The organism is Agrobacterium sp. NPDC090273 (genome assembly GCF_044772305.1).
Taxonomy (GTDB): Bacteria; Pseudomonadota; Alphaproteobacteria; order Rhizobiales; family Rhizobiaceae; genus Agrobacterium.
In genome coordinates this window covers 159,446-179,031 of the sequence record NZ_JBIVYN010000002.1, presented here as the reverse complement: position 1 = coordinate 179,031, position 19,586 = coordinate 159,446, and the positions used below count along the sequence as shown (strand labels likewise).

The window sequence follows — 19,586 nt, the reverse complement described above, 5'->3', positions numbered from 1 at the left end:
TTCTGACACGGCTTCAACAAGTCCAGTGGTCAGGCGCTGGACAAGATCATCGCCAATTTCGAGGCTGCCAATCCCGGCATCGATATTGAAGACGCTTTCTCCGATTGATTGGTGGGCAATCGAATGATTTCCGGAAACTTATCTGATCAGTGTTCGGATCATCTCACGCCAAATGGCGCGTGACCCAAAGGAGTTACTCTGCTTACGATACCTCCAGGTTCTGCACAAAGTCAGCGGCCTGATGTGCATGAACGCGCGTAGAGCGGATCAGTTCGTCGAAATGGTACTGCATTTTGCGGATTGATTCAGCGTTGTTGAGAACGAGATACATGCCACCCACGAATATCGCGGCTCGTTGCGATCCGAAAACCGTGTAAGGCACGGAAAACCGTTCCTTTTCGTTGAACAGGAACAGTCGGAACGAGGGGTAGAGTTCACGGATCAGGGCAGCCATATACTGGAGTTGCTCGGCACGAATGTCGCGATTTAATCCGCGCCACATGCCTTGCCCCTTTGCGAAGGCTTCCAGTGTTTCACGCGGCATACAAACTTCCATGTCAGTGCCGGGTTGGCGGTTGTAATCCAAACGGAACGCCGTCTCGCTGGCCTGCGCCATGACACTCTGATGTGCGCCTTTCGCCTCAAAGGCAATGATCTTCGGTGTTCTGAGCAAATCCGGAAGACGGGCAGGAACGTAGCGAATTTTAGATCCCGCCGCCTCGGCATGCCAGTTCATCAGCAACGTGTCAGTATAGTCGTCGCCGCCTTCCTCGATCTCGAAGCTTGGACGCAGTTCTCCCATCAAGCCCTGGTCGTGTGAGAGGCCGAGCAGCCAGTCCAGCGACACGGAATGGCGCTCGGCGATGTTCAAGAGTGTCTCGACGCGCGGCAGGCGTGCCGAATCCCCCGAGAGCAGCTGCGACAGGGCGGAGCGGTCGATGCCGACCTTCGAAGCGAATGCGGAATGGCTCTCCCCCGCTCGATCAACCAGGCTCGCCAGACGCGTGCGGAACAGGATGGCAAGTGCGCGCTTGTCCATATTTCACCTCATTGTTTATAATTATCACCATATTCTATAATTTGTGACCAATATCAACGATCGGTCACCATAAACTCGTTGTGCGGCGCACGCGCCGATGAAAGCCTGTCTTTGCAATGGCATAGGGGAATCACATGAGCGAAACGTCCATCCAGAAGTCAGTAGAGAATACGAACAGGCGCCGATCGCGTGCGCCGCGCATCGAGTGGCCGACGATTGCCCTGCTTGTCGTCTGTTACGGTCTGTGGGGCGCAGCAGGTTATGCGCTTTACCCGTTGTATCCGATGCTTTCGTTGGTGCTGATGGGGATCGCGGTTGCCCTGCATTCCTCTCTTCAGCATGAAGTCCTGCATGGCCATCCCACGCATAACTCACGTCTCAATGAAGCATTGGTGTTTACGCCGTTGGGCATTTTTTATCCCTATCGCAGCTACAAGCGGACACATCTGCAGCACCATGCTGACGAGCGCCTGACGGACCCCTTCGACGATCCCGAGAGCTATTATCGAGCGATGGGCGACTGGGAAAAAATGCCGTCGCTCCTGAAAACTCTGCTTGCCTGGAACAACACGCTTATTGGCCGCATGGTGATCGGCCCACCGCTAATGGTAATCGGTTTCACGCTGTCCGAATGGCGGAAAATCGGCAAGGGTGATCGCCGGGTCATCTACGCCTGGACCCTGCACGTGGCTGGGCTGATCCCAACACTCTTCGTCATTCAGGCGGTGTTCGGCATTCCGATCTGGCTTTATATCAGCGTTGCCGGCTATCTCGGCGTATCCATCATCGCCATTCGTTCCTATTGCGAACACCAATGGGCAGAACAGCCGGACGGACGAACGATTATCGTCGAGAACTCTATTCTGGCGCCACTTTTTCTCTACAACAATTTGCATTTCGTGCACCACAAGCTGCCGAGCGCGGCGTGGTACACGTTGCCATCCCTCTACAGGGCAAAGCGCACCGAGTGGCAAAGGATGAACAACGGATACGTCTTCGCCAACTATTTCGACGTTTTTCGCGCTTTCGCTTTCAAGGTAAAAGAGCCTGTCGCTCATCCTGTGCTAAGGCGCGGTGAGACGGCTTTCCTGCCGCAGACCGCCACGCATGTTTCCATTGACACCCCCGCCTATTCGGCGACCGACGTCCCATTGAGACAGGATACAGCAGTATGACGTGGATTGCGGCGCTGCCGATGTATGACTGGGCGGAATTGCGCCCCGATACCGATGCCTTGTGGGCCAGCATGCGCAAGAGATTTCTCGATCACGGCATCGACGCACCGGAAAATCTCGTTCGGCGCAACGGCGATATGCCACCTGTTCCCGGTGGCATTCGTGCTGAGGATGGATCTGTTATCGCACCAGATCCTGCAACGCTGGATCCCGAAGCCTTTGACCTGGCGGTGCTGTGGCGTCACCCGGACCTGCTGATTTCCGGCACTTGCTGGGGGCCGATGGAGCTTGGCTTGAAAGAGTACGTGCAGGTCATCGGCCAGAGTGATTACGACGGCATAGCCGGCGGTGCAGGGGAATTATATTCCAGTGCGATAATCGCCCGTGCCAGTGAGGGCGGAGAGGATGTTGGACCGTCAGAGGCAGGCGAGGCAAGATTGCCGCTTGAATTTTTCTCCACGAAAAGACTGGCCTTCAACGAACACCGCTCCATGTCGGGGTACCTCAGCCTCAAGCGCGATCTGGAGGCAGCGGGCGGCAGCCTTGCAATGTTTGCTGAACTCGTCGAAACCGGAGCTCATCGAGCCTCCGTGATCGCCGTTGCACGCGGTGATGCCGACGTGGCCGCCATCGACTGTAAATCCTGGATGCTGGCACAAAAGCACGAGCCTGCAGCGGCAGACCTGCATGTCATCGGCTGGACGGCGCGACGCATGGGACTGCCGTTCATTCGCTCAAAGGCGATCGATATTCCGTTTCTCATGTAAGGCGGTAAGCGGATGCGCGCTGGGCATTAATTGGGGAGCGCGCTCTGGGCCAGGAGCGCGCGGACCGTTTCCATATCGGCCGAAAGTGGTCGATCATCCTCGTAAGGTGCGACATGCATGCGAAGCAGGTTTTGGAGCGCGTTTGTTCCTGCTGCTCGTTGGGCGCCGCCCCCGAGAAAATCATGGGCCTGTGCGGCCGCCATCCATTCGATCGCAAGGATGTACTCGGCGTTGTCGAGAACCGCGAGCAACTTGTTGGCGGCTGCCGTTGGATGCGCCAGGAAATCCTCCTGCAGACCCGACGTGAGCCCGCCATCGGTAGAGGCAGGTGCTGCAAGCCGGCGGTTGTCGTTGGCGAGAGCGGCGGCTGTGTATTGTGCGATCATGAAGCCGGAGTGGCTTCCGGCATCGCGTGCGAGAAAGGGCGGCAACCCGTTCACCAGCGGATTGACGAGCCTGTCGATCCGCCGTTCACTCATCGCCGCGATCTGCGCAATCGCAATCGCAAGTCCGTCTGCCGCCTGACCGAGCGCTGGGGCGACAGCGTGTGCCTCGGACCATACGAGAGGATCCTCAGTTGTGCCGGAAATTGCGGGATTGTCTGTCGTCGAGGCCAGTTCGCGGTCAACGATGGCAGAGCAGTTCTCGAAAACGTCGCGTGCCGCACCATGCGCATGCGGAATGGCGCGCAAGCTCAACGCGTCCTGTGTCCGCTTGCCCCGTGCGGCTGCGATCAGGCCGCTGCCGAAAAGACGTCTCCTCAGAGTAGCCCCGACGGTCGCGATGCCCGGCGATTTGTGCAAGGCCAAAACCGCCTCGTCGAAAGCTGCCATCTGGCCGCCAACCGCCTCCAGCGTCAACGCGGATATTGCGTCCGCCCATTCAAGCAGATGCGCGACACGCGCCAGCGCAACGCTCGAAAGGCCCGTTGCACATGACGTTCCATTCACAAGGCTCAAGCCTTCCTTGGCGCCAAGAACCAGCGGCTGGAGGCCAATCTCTTTCAGAGCATCTCTTCCAAAGACTTGCTTGCCACCAATCCGCGCAGAGCCTTCCCCAATCAGCACGAGAGCGACATGCGCATTGTGCGTCAGGTATCCGGCCGATCCACGCGACGGGACATCTGGAATGCAGTCGCGCGCCAGAAACGTCGCCAGATGGGTGACGATGTCTCTTCGTACACCGGAGTGGCCATGCGCGAAGTTGGCGATTTGAGCTGCGATGATCGCGCGGACTTCGCGGCGATCAAGGAGCGGGCCGATACCGCAGGCGTGGCTAAGAACGATGCTACGCGAAAGCCGGCCCTGCGCGGTGCGATCAACCACGGTATCCGACAATGCGCCGACGCCAGTGTTGATGCCATAGGCTCGAATGCCGCTTTTGACGATGCTGTCGACGATACGATGAGCCCTCTCAATCCTTTGATAGGCAGCATCGGACAGGCTGAGATTATCTCCCTGGCTGACCTGTGCCACGCCCCGCCAGTCGAGACCTTCATCCAGAAACACGGTCATGGGATCTTCCTGGCAGACGAGAGCGATACGGCGCAAGTTGACATCATATTTTCCGTTTAAAGGTACGCAGGCGGTAACCAGACCGGGCGGACATCAGGTGCTGTAAAGACGATAGCGGCTTCCAGGATAGAGCAAACGTACCGAAGAGATGACGCCGTCCTGAGACCACGTCCGGCGTCGAACCAGCAGGCAGGGCTCGGTCTTTGAGATCGCAAGGAGCTTGCATTCCCAGGCCTGGGCGGTCACGGCCTCGATATGCTGTTCAGCCCTGACGATTGGTGCAACGGCAGTGAGATAGCCGTTTGGCGTGGTCGTACCGAAATCCTGGCTCAGGTAATCGGGTACGATCTGATGGTTGACGAAACGATCCTCAATCTGCATCGGCACACTGTCTTCGGCGTGGACGATGATCGAATGAGCAACCGTGCTTCCGATGTCCACGGCGAGCGCTTCCGACAGCTCCAGATTGCAGTCCTCTGTACGAAGCAGGATAACCTGGGCGGTGTGCACGCCACCATTCTGGGTAATCTCGTCGGCAATGTTGGGGACGCTCTGAAACTGTGACGTCCGCTTCTTGCTTGCGACGAACGAACCTTTGCCCTGCACACGCACGACGAAGCCTTCATCGGCAAGCTCACGCAAGGCGCGGTTTGCCGTCATACGGCTCACGCCCAGCATATCGACCAGCTCGTTCTCCGAGGGGACGCGCTGGCCGACTGGCCACTCGCCGGTTTCGACGCGGCTGCGCACATAGTCCTTGAGCTTGACGTAGAGTGGCGGGGTAGGTGCCTGCTCGTCTTGGCTGATTTCGACCTTGTCTGGTGCCGTCTGCATCGGGTTCCAACGAGAGTTAGTGCGTCAGGCCGAAGACCCGGCATCTGACGATGGTGAATTTGCGGATACCGCGGATGCCGTACCCGCAAATAACGGTCAGTTCAACTTGTGTTTGGTCAGCCATTCCTCGGCCACGACATCGAAGCTGTCATGATTGGCCAGACGGCCGTTCATGACGATGAGGTCTGCAGTCGTCAACGCGGCGGAGACAGCATCGAGCGTTGTCGTCACGACGTCGCTAACCTTTGGGGTCGCGATAACCGGAACGATGTTCTGGGCAGGGAAGAGGTTCTTCGTATCCTCCAGCACGATGAGGTCGTTGGCGGCGATCGCGGGGTCGGTCGAGAACAGGTTTGCAACCTGAACCTGATCATTGACGAGCGCCGACAGCGTCAGTGGTCCACCGACATCCAGCGACTTGAATGAGCTGAACTCCAGGCCGTAAAGGTCCTTGAGGCCAATGATACCCTCTTTTCTGGTCTTCCATTCTGGTGGGCCACCGAGAACCAGTTGCGAGGCGACTGGAGAAAGATCGGCAATTGTCTTCAGCTTGTATTTCTCGGCCGTTGCGCGTGTGACCGCAACGCTGTCGGAATCCTGCGCCGCAGATGGTGTCAACATCGAAACGCCCTTCGGCAGAACGGCCTTGAGCGCTGCCGCCACATCTGCCGGCGAATGGGCGGTTGCATTCTTGTCGAGGTAACTCAGTGTTGCGCCTGCATATTCCGGCAGCAGGTCAATCGAACCATCGAGCAGAGCCGGTATGTATACCTCGCGGCTGCCGATGCTCAGTTTTGTTTCAGCCTTGATGCCCTTTGCAGCAAGCGCCTTGGCGTAAATCGTCGCCAATAGCTGGCTTTCCGGGAAGTCGGCGGAGCCGACGATAATGGTTGTGTTGTCCGTCCTGGCGGCCGGAGCGGCCCCGAGCGGGTCGGTCTGGCCAAGCGCCGTGGTAGCTGAAAGAGCCATGAGCGCAAATGCGCCGACGGCTTTGATGATGCTGAATGCCATGCAAGCTACTCCTCTGGATTATATAGTCTTCAGGGTGAAAATGAATTTTGTTTGATGCACGCCGCCCTTAATGGCGGCGCGTTAGTCCAGGTGACACCGTAAGCCTCGATATGATGCCGATTGCGAGGTCAACCGCCAGAGCGAGACCTCCGACGAGGACCGCACCTGCGGCCATCTGGTAATAATCGTTTTGGGCACGACCATCGATGATCAGGCGGCCAAGCCCCCCCAGAGACACGTAGGCGGCGATTGTTGCGGTTGATATGATCTGCAGTGTTGCGCTGCGCAGCCCTGAAAAGATCAGCGGCAGTGCACAGGGCAGTTCGACATCGAAGAGAATGTCGAGTGGACGTTTGCCCATGCCTCGCGCTGCATCCACCGCCGCAGGATCGACGGCCGCGATCCCGGCATAGGTTCCGCTCATGATAGGCGGCACGGCCAGGAGCACGAGAACGATGATGCTCGGGACGATGAAAGCCATATCGGACGCAAAAACGGGACCGAAAAGGATGACCAGAAGAACGATGAGGCCAAGGCTCGGAAGCGCCCGCAACGCATTGGCAAGGCCAGCGATGAAGACGATGCCGCGCCTTGTGTGGCCAACGTAGAGGCCGACAGGCATGCCGATCAGACATGCGAAGAAAAGTGCAATGGCGCTATAGGCCAGGTGTTGCACGATGAGCGCAAAAACACCGTCAGTGCCAGTCCAGTGTGCCGGGTTTGAGAACCAGTCGATCATCGCTCAGCGCCTCCCGCCTGCCAGGGTGTCAGGCGACGTGCAATGAACAGGACGATCCCGTCCAGCAGTGCTGCCAGCATGATACATAGTAGAATGCCCGCGATGATCGGCGTCAGGAAGCGCAACTGCAGTCCCTGTGTGAAAAGCAGGCCGAGTTGCGGCGTGCCGACGAGAGCGGCCACGGAAACAATGCTGACATTTGATACCACCGCGACGCGCAGTCCTGCTGCGATGACCGGGACGGCCAGGGGCAGTTCGACGACGAGCAGCCGGGTGAGGCGACGATAACCCATGGCATTCGCCGCCTGGACGACGTCGGGAGACACGGAATCGAGACCGTCACTGACCGTGCGAACCAGAAGCGCCAGTGCGTAAATTGTCAATGCGACGACGACGTTCAGCGGATCAAGGATTCGGGTGCCAAGGACAAGCGGCAGAAGCACGAACAGGGCCAGCGACGGGATGGTGTAGAGGAGGCCGGCCGCGCCAAGCATGGTGGAGCGGAAAAAGCCGGCACGTTGCGCGATCCAGCCCAGCGGCAGCGCGAGGACAAGCCCGATCAGGACAGGGACGACGGAAAGCCCCAGATGCCAGACGAAGAGTTCTGCGATCCGTCCGGATTCGCGGTACAGCCAGTCGAACCTCATGGTTGCACCGCCAGGCGGCCATTGCGTGACGCCTCGATCGCGGCAACGACATTCGGCAACGTCACCGTGCCGACCAGTTCGCCCACCGGGCTGACAATCACGCCACGGCCGGACGGCGAGCTGAGCGCAGCGTCCAGTACATGCCGCAGACTGCTGCCTTCAGCGGCGAGCGTTCCGCTGAGGTTGATATCGCCTTCGCGCAGGGGATTTTTGATGCTTTGGACATCTGCCCAGCCAATCGGCCTGTTTTCAGCATCGGCCACAAGAACCCACCGATCCGTGGCAATCTCCCGAAGGGCTTCCGGGCTGGTGCCGAGAACTGCCGTCGGTTCCTTTCCAAGGGCGACGCCGTTGTCGAACTCCGAAAAGCCGAGAATGCGGTAGCCACGGTCGCGGCCAATAAAGTCTGCAACGAAGTCGTCGGCTGGCCGTGCCAGCAGCTCCTGTGGCGTTGCAATCTGTGCAAGCGTGCCGCCGGTTCGGAGAACGGCGACCTGATCGCCGAGCTTGAGCGCTTCATCGATATCGTGCGTGACCATGATGATCGTCTTGCCGATCTCGCGCTGCAGGCGCAGGAACTCATCCTGCAACTGGTTACGCACGACCGGATCGACCGCGCTGAACGGCTCATCCATCAGCATGAATTTCGGATCGGATGCAAGTGCGCGGGCAACGCCTACACGCTGTTGCTGGCCGCCCGAAAGCTGCCATGGATAGCGATCCGCAAATGCTGCGGAAAGACCGACACGATCGAGCAGGTCATGGGCGGTGCGAAGAGCCTGTTGCTTGGGCGTCCCGTTCAGGCGGGCCGTTGTGGCAATGTTTTGAACGACCGTTCTGTGGGGAAAAAGACCGGCGTTCTGGATGACGTAGCCGATCCTGCGGCGCAGCAGGGCGACATCCATCGAGTCCGTGCGCTCACCATCAAGGAGAATAGACCCAGATGTGGGGGCTATCAGCCTGTTGATCATCCGCAGCGACGTCGTCTTGCCGCAGCCGGAGGGGCCAACGAACACAGTCAGTTTTCCGGTTGGAGCCGTGAGCGACAGTTTGTCGACTGCGATGGTATCGCCGCGGTAGTGCTTACTGACTTGGTCGAAGGTTATCATAAGCATAATCCTTTTTGGCCAGGTGCGGTCGTGTCGACATGCGACGCCGTAGCGCTTCTAGTTGTCTATACAAGCATGAAGATTGACGTTGCGCAAGCCGCCTTGCCTAAAGAATTTGCGCGACACAACTGTGATAAAAAATTATGCGAAAACGATCGCTTTTCGACATATATTTTGTTGAGAAATCGGATATTTAGGTTCGGAATTCTACGCCTCGTTTGACTGCGATCAGGAGGCATGCTGTCTGAAGCGACTGGGGCGAGTTGATCGTCCGGCCGGTTCAAATTCCTCATGGGTTCGCTTGTGAGGCCATGGCGGTTCCCCGATTCAGTCTCGCCTGATGATTGCTGTGGCTTCGGCAACTTGAGTTTGGGTAGAGGTCTCGCGCAGCGCTGCTTTCCACGCTTTAAGCTATGCAAAGACACCGCGCCGACGGGCAGCCAATTTTATTGATTCCTGACTTGTGCTCTTGATCTCAGCACTGTCGTGCAGGCGCTTTAACGCGCAGGTGGAAACTCAAGCTTTTGGACATCATAACCGAGTTCGCTCGCCTTGCGGATCATCCGTTTAAGCTGTGCATTGGTGGGAACCGTCCTGGAGTAAATCCACAGATCCGACATTGATGGGGTGGCGCTGATGAACCAAGTTTTGTCCGGCGACTTGTAGAGGACCCAGTAGTTGAAGGTAATCAGAAGCGGATAACGAACTCGCATTTTTGCGTTAGTCGTACCAAAGTCCTCAATTTTCCCGGTTCCACGGACTGTCTTTAACCTGCCTGCCGGCGTGTCAACGTAGCAGCCATCCTCCACAATGACGTCATCGGGTTTAACGCCTCTACGGTAGGTCGAATATCCGGCGACGCACCCATCTGTCAGGAACATCGGCGTTCGTCCAATCTCCAGCCAAGTTCCCCGATAATGATCAGGCCCGACCTTGACAACCTTGGGCGTCGCGCCGGCATCCGTCGTGAAACTGGAAACAAGACCAAGTGCGATCAAGAGAAATGTTGGAACGCAAGAACGTGGTCCCATCGCGATTTCCTCCAACTGAATAAATTCGTTTAACGACGAATTTCCGGATTGGGTTCAATGGAAAAGTAGCATTCGCGATGACGTGAACCGCGAGAGTCACCAAGTGCCAATTGAGGAACGTGCAGGAAAAGCCATTTAGTTGACAGTATTAGACGGCGATTTGTGTCTGGGCACGCGGCATTTCTGGCTACGTGATGACTTGCAATTGACGATCCTCGCCGTGGCGTGACCGGATCGCAAAACGCCAGCTTCTCAACTCAGCTCTGATCGTTTGGTTCCGGTTTGCCCGCGTGTGTGACAATTCCTCGTCATCAAAGCTTCACAGACGTTTCAACAAACTGTCGCTTGCAATTGCTAATTCTCCGTCATTGCAATTTCGTTTGCAGAGGAGATGCAGATGTCACGGAAATTTAAAAGCACGGTTGCTGCCGCACTCGCCCTTTTTGTCAGCGTTGGTGCGGCCGACGCTGCCACCACGGTGAAATTCTGGCACAGCTTCAACAAGTCCAGCGGTCAGGCGCTGGACAAGATCATCGCCAATTTCGAGGCTGCCAATCCCGGCATCGATGTCGAAGCCGAGTTCGTCGGCAACTACAACGACATCATTGCCAAGCTACAGGCCGCCATTCCCGCCCGCCGCGCGCCGGATGCCGTCATTCTCGAAGTGACCCGCTATGGTCTGTTCGCCAACAACAATATCCTCACAGATCTGACGCCCTATTTTGACGCAGATCCGCTGAAGGCCGATCTCTACGACTACGCGCAGGAAGTTGGTGTCATCAACGGCAAGAACTACATCGTGCCGTTCAATTCATCCACGCCTGTCCTTTATTTCAATAAGGATATCTTCCAGCGCGCAGGTCTTTCTGCCGATACGCCTTTGAAGACCTTTGACGAAATCCTTTCAGTCGCGAAAACCATCAGCGACAAGCTTGGCACTGACGGCGTGTCTGGTATTGCGGCTCCCGGGCAATTTGCTCGTTGGGGTCTGGTCATGGCGAACGACAGTGAACTGGTTGACCCGAAGACAGGTGAAATCCTGCTCGACAAACCAAACACCATCGAAGCCTATCAATGGATGGCCTCTCTGGTTCACGAGAACAAGGTCGCCTCGCCAGATGGCGTGACGGAAGAAGATAATGGTCGCGATGCCTTCCTGGCCAAAAAGGTCGGTATCATGTTCAACTCGACCGGCAATTACGGCGAAGCCAAGAAGGCGATTGGCGACAACCTTGTCGTGCGTCCGATGCCTTGCAACAAAACCTGCTCGGTTCCGATCGGTGGCGCCGGCATCGGCATCATGGCGACCTCTCCCAAAGAGGTTCAGGACGCCGCTTACAAGTTCGTCAGCTATGCGGCGTCTCCGGAAGCGAATGCAGTCTGGTTTGCGGCGACCGGATATCTGCCAATCAACAAGAAAAGCGCAGCTCTCCCCGTTGCCAAGGAGGCCCTAGCCACTCAACCCGGTATCGATGTGGCAATCGAGTCCCTGCCAAATGCCCATGGTCGTGCGCGCACGACTGTCGTCACCTGGATGCGTACCACGGAATACAAGATGTGGCAGGCGATGGCGCTCGGTCAGCGTAAGGTCGAGGAGACGATGAAGGATTTCGCCGAGCAGACGCGCGCAGAAGAAAAGCGCGTCGGTAACTGATCTCACGCAAGGCTACCGGCGGGCGGGTTTATCCCCGTGCCGCCGGTACGATTATGGTCATGCTTCGCAAACTCACTCCCTACTTGTTTGTGGCACCGTTGATGATTTCCATCGCGGTTTTCACCTATATCCCGATCCTGACGAGCCTCAATCTCAGTGTTCGCGAGTGGAACTTCCTGTCGCCGGATATGCCTTTTGTCGGTCTGCGCAACTATGAGCAATTGCTGTCCTCACGTGAGGTCTGGAATTCGCTCTGGGTCACGACGGTCTTTGCTGTCTTGTCTGTGCCGCTGCGGCTTGGCCTGGCGCTGCTCATTGCCGGCTATCTCGTCATGGAAACAGTGCATTCGCGTCTTCTGCGAGGCGCGCTCTTCCTGCCGTCCGTCACATCGACAGTATCGATTGCTGTGGTGTTTTCCTGGGTATTCTCCACCGATTACGGTATGGTGAATGCGATCCTCGGCACACTTGGTCTCGGCAAGGTGCAATGGCTGCAAGACCCCTATCTGGCGCTCTGGGTGCTGATATTCGTCAACACCTGGAAACAGCTCGGCTATGACATCGTGATCTATATTGCCGGATTGCAGGCTATCCCGCGGGAGCTGTACGATGCCGCTGCTGTAGATGGCGGTCGCCGCATGCACGTTTTCCGGCGCGTGACACTGCCACTCGTCATGCCAACAACCTACTTCCTGCTCGTCATTTCGGTCATTGAAGCATTTCAGGTTTTCACCATCGTAAATGTGATGACGCGCGGTGGTCCGGCAGGTGCAACGGATATGTTGGTCAACCGGCTCTACGAGATCGGTTTCGTTCTTTTCGATATCGGACGCGGCTCAGCGCTGGCAGTTCTGTTGTTTATCCTGCTCGTCGCGCTTGCCATTCTCAAATCTCGTATCATCGGCAGGAAGGTACATTATGAAGCCTGAAAACCCGCTTCTCGTCGGTCTCGCGCTGGCTGCGGGTATCCTGTTCCTGTCGCCGGTCCTTTACTCCATCTGGATTTCGTTCCAGACGGCGGATGCCTATTATGCCGGTGAAATCGGCTTTACACTGGATAATTACGCCAGGGCGGTCGGGCAGTACAATTTCGCGCGCTATCTGCTGAACAGCCTCATCGTGTCTGGTCTCGTAACGCTGCTCGGCATCACCTTTGCGACGATGGCCGCATATGCCTTTGCACGCTACACGTTCCGGGGTGGCAATCTCCTGTTCGGCGCAACAGTCGCAACGCTGATGATCCCGAGCCACATCAGTCTCATCCCGAACTATCTGTCGTTGGCGAAGGTTGGATTGCTGGATACTTATGCTGGTCTCATTCTGCCCGCCATTTCCAATGGTTTCGCGGCCTTCTTTCTGCGCCAGTACATTCGCGGAATTCCGAAGGCACTGGATGAAGCCGCCTATATGGATGGCGCAAAACCGCTGAAAGTGCTGTGGCGTATCATCGTGCCATTGTCGCGGCCCGCCATAGCGTCCATGGCGCTTTATATCTTCATGACCGAGTGGAACAGCTACATCTGGCCGCTGGTGGCCGTCGGCAATCAGGATCTCTACACGCTGCAGGTTGGTTTGGCGCGTCTCTATCGTATCAATCCCGGCGAAGGGTTGGTTGACTGGCCGCTTGTGATGGCCGCATCGACGATCACCATTCTGCCTGTTCTTCTCGGCTTTCTTCTGGTGGAGCGACATCTCGTGCGCGGCATCACCATGGGCGCCGTCAAATGAATCAAGGACATTTAAACATGACACGTATCGCATCCCATCGTGGTGGCACGCTTGAGTTTGGCGACAGTACGCCACACGGTTTTACGGCCACCTCGAAAATGGCTCTCGAGGAGGTCGAGTTCGACGTCCACCCGACAAAGGATGGCGCAATCGTCGTTCACCATGACGCCACTCTTGACGCCACGACAGATATGAGTGGCGCGATTGCGGAAATGGAACTTGCCGACATCAAGGCCGCAACCATCCGCTACGGCGCCAACAGTCATCCCATGACGCTGGAAGAACTTTGTGCGCTTTACCTCCATAGCCATGTTTCTTTTCGCTGTGAGATCAAGCCCGGCGCCGATGGCACTCCCTATGGCGAATTCGTGCCGCGCGTCGTGTCGGTTCTGCAGGAGCATGGCATGTTGGAGCGCACTGTTTTTTCGTCATTCCTCGTTCGTTCCATGGATGAGATTGCGGCCGCCACAGTTCGCCCGAGGCTATGGCTGGTCAGCCCATCAGTTCTTCGGCAGCTTGGCCCGGAAACGGTGATCGAGGTGGCTAAAGCGCACAATATTCCCGAGATTGGCGTTCACATCGATACGGCCGATGCCGAACTGAAAGCGCTGTTTGCTTCCGCTGGCATTGAATTCGGTTGCTGGGCGGCACACACGCGGCAGCAGATTGGCCGCGCCCTGGATCTCGGCGTCAAAGTCTTCACCACGGACCGCCCTACATTGGCGATTGCGATCCGCGAAAGCCGTAGCGGGGGGATCGCCCCATGAGCGGAATTTCTCTGAAGGACATTCGTAAATCCTATCCGAACGGACCACAGGTGTTGCATGGCGTGTCGTTCGATATAGAGCCGGGTGAATTTGTTGTGATTGTTGGCCCGTCCGGGTGCGGCAAGTCCACGCTGTTGCGGTTGATTGCCGGACTTGATCGCTGCGAAGAGGGCAGGATTGAAATCGATGGGCGCCTGGCCAATGATCTCGCTCCACAGGATCGCGATATCGCCATGATTTTCCAGAACTACGCGCTCTACCCCCATATGACGGTTCGGGAAAATATTGCCTTCGGGCTTGAGTTGCGTGGCATGAAAAAGGCCGAGCGCAACGAGCAGGCAGAGAGCGTAGCAAAAATGCTGCAACTCACGCCTTACCTCGACCGCAAACCGGCGGCTCTGTCCGGTGGTCAACGCCAGCGCGTCGCCATGGGCCGGGCCATGGCACGCAACGCCTCAATTTTCCTGATGGACGAGCCGCTTTCCAATCTCGACAATGCGTTGCGAATTACGATGCGCACGGAAATCAAGGAACTGCATCGGCAACTCGGTGCAACGATGATTTATGTTACCCATGACCAGACAGAAGCGATGTCGTTGGCGGACCGCGTTGCCGTCATGAAGGACGGATATCTCCAGCAGTTCGATCGCCCGGAGGTCATCTATGACAAGCCCTGCAATCGGTTCGTTGCAAGTTTTCTCGGCATGCCGCCAATCAATTTCCTCGATACGAATGCGCTCCCGGGTTGGCAGGGACCCAAAGGTTTGACAGCCGGTCTTCGCCCAGAAGTGCTCACCGTTCACAGTGATAATCCGGGCGGTACGGCTTTGCCGGCGCTGCTGGCAATGTCTGAAATGACGGGGTCGGAGATGCTGTTGCATTGCGAGACGCCGGCCGGGCGCGTGACTGTAGCAGTGCATCGACGTGATCTTCCGGCCAGTACCGATAGCTTCTGGATATCGTGCGATCTTGACCGCACACTGTTTTTCGATAGTGAGAGCGGAAACCGTGTGGACATTGTCCATGATGGGCGAGCGATCGCGGCGCACTGAGATTGAGGACTATATGGACAGGCAAGATGCGCCGCTCGCGTTAAGCGATCTGATCAGCCGCAATTCGGCGCGGCTGACAGATGCGGATACACGTCTTCTGGATGTCTTGATCCAGGATCCAATCCGCGCGGCTATGGAAAACGGTAAGGACGTCTCGTTTCGCGCCGGGGTGCACCCGGCATCTGCTGTCAGGCTCGCAAGGCGGTTGGGCTTCAAGGGCTATCCCGAATTTCGGACCTTTTTGCAGTCCAGTCTGACGGAAGGTGGCAATGATTTTGAAAGTCCTGCCGCGCGTATGGCTGCACGACTTGTCAAAGCGGAAGACAACGGTCTGCTGGCCTCCGTGCTTGACAGCGAAATCGCTGCGCTCCAGCAGGCAAAGAACAGCGTTTCCGACGCCGACATCAGGGCTTTTTCAGAAAGCTTGCGCGACAGCAGGAAGATATTCATCTTCGGACGCGGCCATTTTTCTGCACTGTCTGCGCTGATTGCCCTGCGCCTCAACCGCTCTGGCTACGAGGCGGTGGATCTTGCCACCCAGATGCACCAGCTTCCCGAAGCGCTGTCGACGCTTACGCCTGGTGATGTCGTCTGGCTCCTTGCCTTCCGCAAGGCGCCGCCATTGCTCCAGGAGGTCCGAGACATTGCAGCAAGTCGCGGCGTGAAGACCCTGGCTGTTACTGACGTGGGTGGCACGCGCATTGATCCGGCGCCCGATCATCAGATTCTTGTTTCGCGAGGCGAGCCTGGGGAGTCGCAGTCGCTCGTTGTTCCCATGACGATCGCCAACGCCGTAATTCTTGATCTCGCTGCCATCGACAATGGCCGATCCATCAAGGCGCTCTCAGAATTTCGCTCCTTCCGGGCATCCTCGCGTCTTTCGACCCGCGTCTAGAGACGCGGATCGGAGCCATCAACGTTGGGGCAGTTCGACCCAGCTTGACAGTGCCTGGCTCAGCACGGAGACATCTTCTCCATGAAGATCCGCTGCAGCGAACAGATTGTCGGTAAACATACCGGGGCCAAGGTCTGTTCGTCGGTCACTGACATGATCGAGGATCGTGCCGGTGTGTAGATCAATGCGCATGGTGTCTGAGATGACCCCATCAGACGAATTGCCATGGATGCGTAAGTCGATGGATTGCAACCCGGCCGGCGGGCGTCCGATGACGAGCCCCTGACGTGTCAGCTTCAGCCAGTCGGGCAATGGCTTTCCGTCTGCCATAGTCACGCCGAACGTTGCATTTTCGACGTTCCCGGCCGACGACGGCATGATGTAGAGATAGTCTTTGTAGACCATCGTATCGACCTGGAACCAGGTGCTCTCGGCGCCTTCTCCCGAAAGATGTATGTTGGAGCCACCCTTGAAGAAGCCGGTGGCAATTTTATCAATGATCCGGTCGTTTGTCTGCCAGTCGCCGATCTGGCGAGCGACATGGATCACGGCCCCTTCTTCCGGCAATGAACCGATACCATTGAGTGAGCGGATGGAATTGACCACGTTGACGATCGGACCTTGCGCGGTGAGGTCAGCGATCCCGTTCAGATCTTTCATGATAGAGGCAGTTAGTGGCGAACCTGCCAAGATTGTTTCCGACCCTTGTGATGGTGGTTGCCACGGGTCGGTTGGTTCTGCGGAAATCGGCGCCGGCGGGTCGATCTCAAGCGGAGGACTCGGTTCTTCAGGCTGTTCGACCGGAATGACGCTGACCGTCACGGTATAGGCGACAATATTTCTGCCGTCGGTGATTGTGAAGGTAAAGCTGTCTACGCCATCGTAACCGTCCGCGGGTCTGTAGCTGTAAGTACCGTCAGCATTGATGATGACTGTGCCGTACTGTGGTCCTGACCCAAGACCATAGACAACGGGCTGTCCTTCCGGATCGGTGGCTGGCGGCAGAATGCCCGTTATCGTGCCTCCCTCGTTGACCGAGATGGAGGTGTCGTACGACACAGGTGGTTCATTTGGCGTATTGACGAGGATCGTGACAGTGTATGTCGTTTCCAGAACGCCGTCACTGACACTGTAGGTGAAACGGTCTGTGCCATTGAAATCCGCATTCGGGACGTAGATGTAGGTGCCGTCGGAATTGACCGTAACGATGCCATTGGACGCCTGGTTGCCGAGGCTGTAGAAGACCTCGTCGCCATCCGGATCGGTGGCCGCCGGCAATTGACCGTTATACGGTGTATTTTCGTCGATAGACACTAGGTCGTCACGCCCAACCGGGGCATCGTTCACCGGGCTTACCGTGACGGTTACAGTGTAGGTGTTGGTCGCATCACCGTCAGATACGATGTAGGTGAACGTATCTGTGCCGTTGAAATTCTCATTCGGCGTGTAGGTGTAGCTGCCATCCGCATTGATGATGACAGTCCCATGTGAGGGGAGGCTTGTGCCAATCTCGTATAGAACGGTCTGGCCTTCGGGGTCGATTGCCCGAGGCAACATTCCGCTCGCAGGAACGTCTTCTGTAACCGCAATGCTTGTATTGGAGCCCACAGGAGCGTCATTGACTGCGGCAACATTCACCGTGATGGTATAGACAGACGATGCCGTGCCATCGCTGACACTATAGGTGAAGCTATCCGTGCCGCTGAAATTCGCATTCGGTGTATAGGTATATGTACCATCTGGGTTGACGACGACCGAACCGTTGATGGCATCGCGGCCAAGCGAGTAGGTGATGTCCTGCCCTTCTTCGTCGGTTGCTTCAGGCAGCATTCCCGAAAGCGGCTCGTCTTCATTTGTCCCGACGGTCGCATCGGAGGCAACCGGCGGCTGGTTGGCAGGGCCAACGGTCACTGTTACTGTATAGATCGTTTCTGCCGAACCATCACTCACCGTGTAGGTGAAGGTATCTGTCCCGCTGAAACCTGACGGCGGCGTGTAACTGTAGCTGCCGTCGAGACCGATGATAACGGTGGCACCAGGCGTTACTGTGTCGACTTCGTAAAATACGGAGGATCCTTCCGGGTCGATCGCCGGAGGCAGGTTGCCACTGGCCGTTCCACCATTCTCTACCGAGATCTGAAGGTCGGAGCCCAGTGGCGCATCGTTTACCGCAGTCACTGTTATGGAAATCGTATAGGTGCTTGTCGCAACGCCGTCGCTGACGGTGTAGGTGAAGCTGTCGGCGCCGTTGTAATTCGCGGCCGGTTGATAGCTGTAGGTGCCATCCGGATTGATGGTCAGTGACCCATGCGACGGGGGGCTTCCGACTGTGTAGACGACAGCTACGCCTTCCGGATCAACCGCTCTTGGCAGTTGCCCGTTGAAGATCGTATCTTCCGCTACCGTAAGAGTTCCATCGGAGCTAACCGGGGGATCATTCACTGGCGAAACGTCGACTGTAATCGTGGCGGTCGTCGTTCCACCGTGCCCGTCACTGACCGTAACGACAAAGACGTCCGTGCCGTAGAAGTTCGTGCCGGGTGTATAGAGATACTGTCCGCTTGCATCAATCGTGACACGGCCGTTGGCTGGCTGGGCCGAAACAGTGTAGGTCAACGCATCGCCGTCGACATCCGAGGCCATGATGGCGCCAGCGACAGGCGTATCTTCCGGCGTTGATATCCGCTGATCTGTCGCAACCGGTGCGTCATTTACCGGGTCGATGATGAGTGTCGAGGAACTGATCGCCGTCAGCGCTCCACCTGCACCGCTGTTGCCGCCGTCATTTGTCGTCATGGTCAGCGTCACCAACGCGCTGCTGTTTTCAACAGGCCGATAGATTGGCGCCATTGTTCCTGACAGCCATGCGTTGATGTTGCCGACAGTGCCGGTCAGCGTCAGAGAACTCGATCCATTGCCCGTAACGGTCACGCCGTTACCGGAAGCGGCGATCAGGGATCCAGCATTCACGTCGAGCGTGACCGTGATTGAGGCATCACCGGCATCAACATCTATTATCGCAATGCCTGTCAAAGGCAGATCGGTATCTTCAGATCCGTTAAAGCTACCGGGCAGGGTGTTGACTGGTGCATCGTTGATGGGTTGTACGGTTCCTGAGACGGTTGCGTTGCGGCTTACGATGCCGTCAGAGACGGTATAGGTGAATGAGAGTGGGCCGTTGAAGTCTGGCGCGCCAGTGAATGTGAGGGTCCCGTCGGCATTGAGTGTGATGGTGCCGCCAGTGACATCAATTGAACTTCCTGCGGAGATGGCCTGATCGTTGATGGCGGTTATGGTGAGTGTATCGCCATCCGGGTCAGTGTCGTTTGCCAGCACATCGAGGTTGATGGATCCGTCCTCGTCGATGACGAATGTGTCGTTTGTTGCGACGGGCGGATCGTTGATGGCGCCGATGATGATGGTGACGGTTGCGGTATCGAAGCCGCCGTTACCATCGGCGACCTGGTATGTGAAGCTGTCTGAACCGTTGAAGAAGGCATTTGGCTGATAGGTGAATGTGCCGTCGGGGTTGAGGGTGAGGGTGCCGTTTGCCGGGGCGTTGACCAGGGATACGGTGAGGGGATCGTCGTCGGCATCGACGCCGTTGCCATTGTTGGCGAGGAC

The 19,586-nt window shown here is 57.1% G+C and carries 17 protein-coding genes; 8 read left to right on the top strand and 9 right to left on the bottom strand.

All coding sequences use genetic code 11. From position 1 onward, the window contains the following. Nucleotides 1-202: 202 nt before the first annotated feature. Complete coding sequence (locus tag ACIQT8_RS07120) at nt 203-1,039, bottom strand: helix-turn-helix domain-containing protein (RefSeq protein ID WP_262528045.1); 837 nt, start codon at nt 1,037-1,039, stop codon at nt 203-205. Nucleotides 1,040-1,173: 134 nt separating this feature from the next. Here ACIQT8_RS07120 and ACIQT8_RS07115 point away from each other — a divergent pair, with 134 nt between their 5' ends. Together ACIQT8_RS07115 and ACIQT8_RS07110 are read left to right on the top strand one after the other, a co-directional pair. Further along, nucleotides 1,174-2,214 (top strand): fatty acid desaturase, encoded by a 1,041-nt coding sequence (locus tag ACIQT8_RS07115; RefSeq protein WP_400964557.1) that lies wholly within the window; start codon nt 1,174-1,176, stop codon nt 2,212-2,214. Beyond that, nucleotides 2,211-2,981, top strand: coding sequence for a phosphate/phosphite/phosphonate ABC transporter substrate-binding protein (locus tag ACIQT8_RS07110; RefSeq protein ID WP_400964556.1), 771 nt, complete (start codon nt 2,211-2,213; stop codon nt 2,979-2,981). Before ACIQT8_RS07115 ends, ACIQT8_RS07110 begins: the two co-directional genes overlap by 4 nt. A 26-nt stretch (nt 2,982-3,007) precedes the next feature. Here the strand turns inward: ACIQT8_RS07110 and hutH are convergent, their stop codons facing one another. From hutH to ACIQT8_RS07075, 7 genes are all read right to left on the bottom strand, one after another. Then, complete coding sequence (gene hutH, locus ACIQT8_RS07105; RefSeq protein WP_400964555.1) at nt 3,008-4,495, bottom strand: histidine ammonia-lyase; 1,488 nt, start codon at nt 4,493-4,495, stop codon at nt 3,008-3,010. A 93-nt stretch (nt 4,496-4,588) separates the two neighbouring features. Then, entirely contained in the window at nt 4,589-5,329 is a 741-nt protein-coding gene (hutC, locus tag ACIQT8_RS07100) for a histidine utilization repressor (protein WP_400964554.1), read from the bottom strand. A gap of 96 nt (nt 5,330-5,425) precedes the next feature. Beyond that, nucleotides 5,426-6,340, bottom strand: a complete 915-nt coding sequence (locus ACIQT8_RS07095) for an ABC transporter substrate-binding protein (RefSeq protein ID WP_138792208.1) — start codon at nt 6,338-6,340, stop codon at nt 5,426-5,428. 67 nt (nt 6,341-6,407) lie between these two features. Next, a complete protein-coding gene (locus tag ACIQT8_RS07090) occupies nt 6,408-7,079 on the bottom strand; it encodes an ABC transporter permease (protein ID WP_262528056.1) in 672 nt (223 codons plus the stop codon). Further along, a complete protein-coding gene (locus tag ACIQT8_RS07085) occupies nt 7,076-7,726 on the bottom strand; it encodes an ABC transporter permease (protein ID WP_262528057.1) in 651 nt (216 codons plus the stop codon). The genes ACIQT8_RS07090 and ACIQT8_RS07085 overlap by 4 nt, the downstream gene beginning before the upstream one ends. Further along, on the bottom strand, nt 7,723-8,835 hold the full coding sequence (locus ACIQT8_RS07080) for an ABC transporter ATP-binding protein (protein WP_138792211.1): 1,113 nt from the start codon (nt 8,833-8,835) through the stop codon (nt 7,723-7,725). Before ACIQT8_RS07080 ends, ACIQT8_RS07085 begins: the two co-directional genes overlap by 4 nt. A gap of 497 nt (nt 8,836-9,332) precedes the next feature. Beyond that, the gene (locus ACIQT8_RS07075; protein WP_400964553.1) at nt 9,333-9,866 is read right to left on the bottom strand and encodes a lipocalin family protein; all 534 of its coding nucleotides are present in this window, start codon (nt 9,864-9,866) and stop codon (nt 9,333-9,335) included. A gap of 397 nt (nt 9,867-10,263) precedes the next feature. On the opposite strand from ACIQT8_RS07075, the gene ACIQT8_RS07070 reads away from it, so the two are divergent. The 6 genes from ACIQT8_RS07070 to ACIQT8_RS07045 are packed head-to-tail and all read left to right on the top strand — an operon-like array spanning nt 10,264 to nt 15,962. Beyond that, entirely contained in the window at nt 10,264-11,520 is a 1,257-nt protein-coding gene (locus ACIQT8_RS07070) for an ABC transporter substrate-binding protein (RefSeq protein ID WP_400964552.1), read from the top strand. A gap of 59 nt (nt 11,521-11,579) precedes the next feature. Continuing rightward, a complete protein-coding gene (locus ACIQT8_RS07065) occupies nt 11,580-12,449 on the top strand; it encodes a carbohydrate ABC transporter permease (RefSeq protein WP_400964551.1) in 870 nt (289 codons plus the stop codon). Further along, entirely contained in the window at nt 12,439-13,248 is an 810-nt protein-coding gene (locus ACIQT8_RS07060; RefSeq protein WP_400964550.1) for a carbohydrate ABC transporter permease, read from the top strand. Before ACIQT8_RS07065 ends, ACIQT8_RS07060 begins: the two co-directional genes overlap by 11 nt. A 17-nt stretch (nt 13,249-13,265) precedes the next feature. Next, on the top strand, nt 13,266-14,015 hold the full coding sequence (locus tag ACIQT8_RS07055; protein ID WP_400964549.1) for a glycerophosphodiester phosphodiesterase family protein: 750 nt from the start codon (nt 13,266-13,268) through the stop codon (nt 14,013-14,015). After that, the gene (locus tag ACIQT8_RS07050) at nt 14,012-15,067 is read left to right on the top strand and encodes an ABC transporter ATP-binding protein (RefSeq protein ID WP_400964548.1); all 1,056 of its coding nucleotides are present in this window, start codon (nt 14,012-14,014) and stop codon (nt 15,065-15,067) included. Before ACIQT8_RS07055 ends, ACIQT8_RS07050 begins: the two co-directional genes overlap by 4 nt. A 13-nt stretch (nt 15,068-15,080) precedes the next feature. Further along, on the top strand, nt 15,081-15,962 hold the full coding sequence (locus ACIQT8_RS07045; RefSeq protein WP_400964547.1) for a MurR/RpiR family transcriptional regulator: 882 nt from the start codon (nt 15,081-15,083) through the stop codon (nt 15,960-15,962). Between the two features lie 18 nt (nt 15,963-15,980). Here ACIQT8_RS07045 and ACIQT8_RS07040 read toward each other — a convergent pair. Then, nucleotides 15,981-19,586, bottom strand: a 3,606-nt coding sequence (locus ACIQT8_RS07040) for a tandem-95 repeat protein (RefSeq protein WP_400964546.1), incomplete at its 5' end; no start/stop codon positions are given.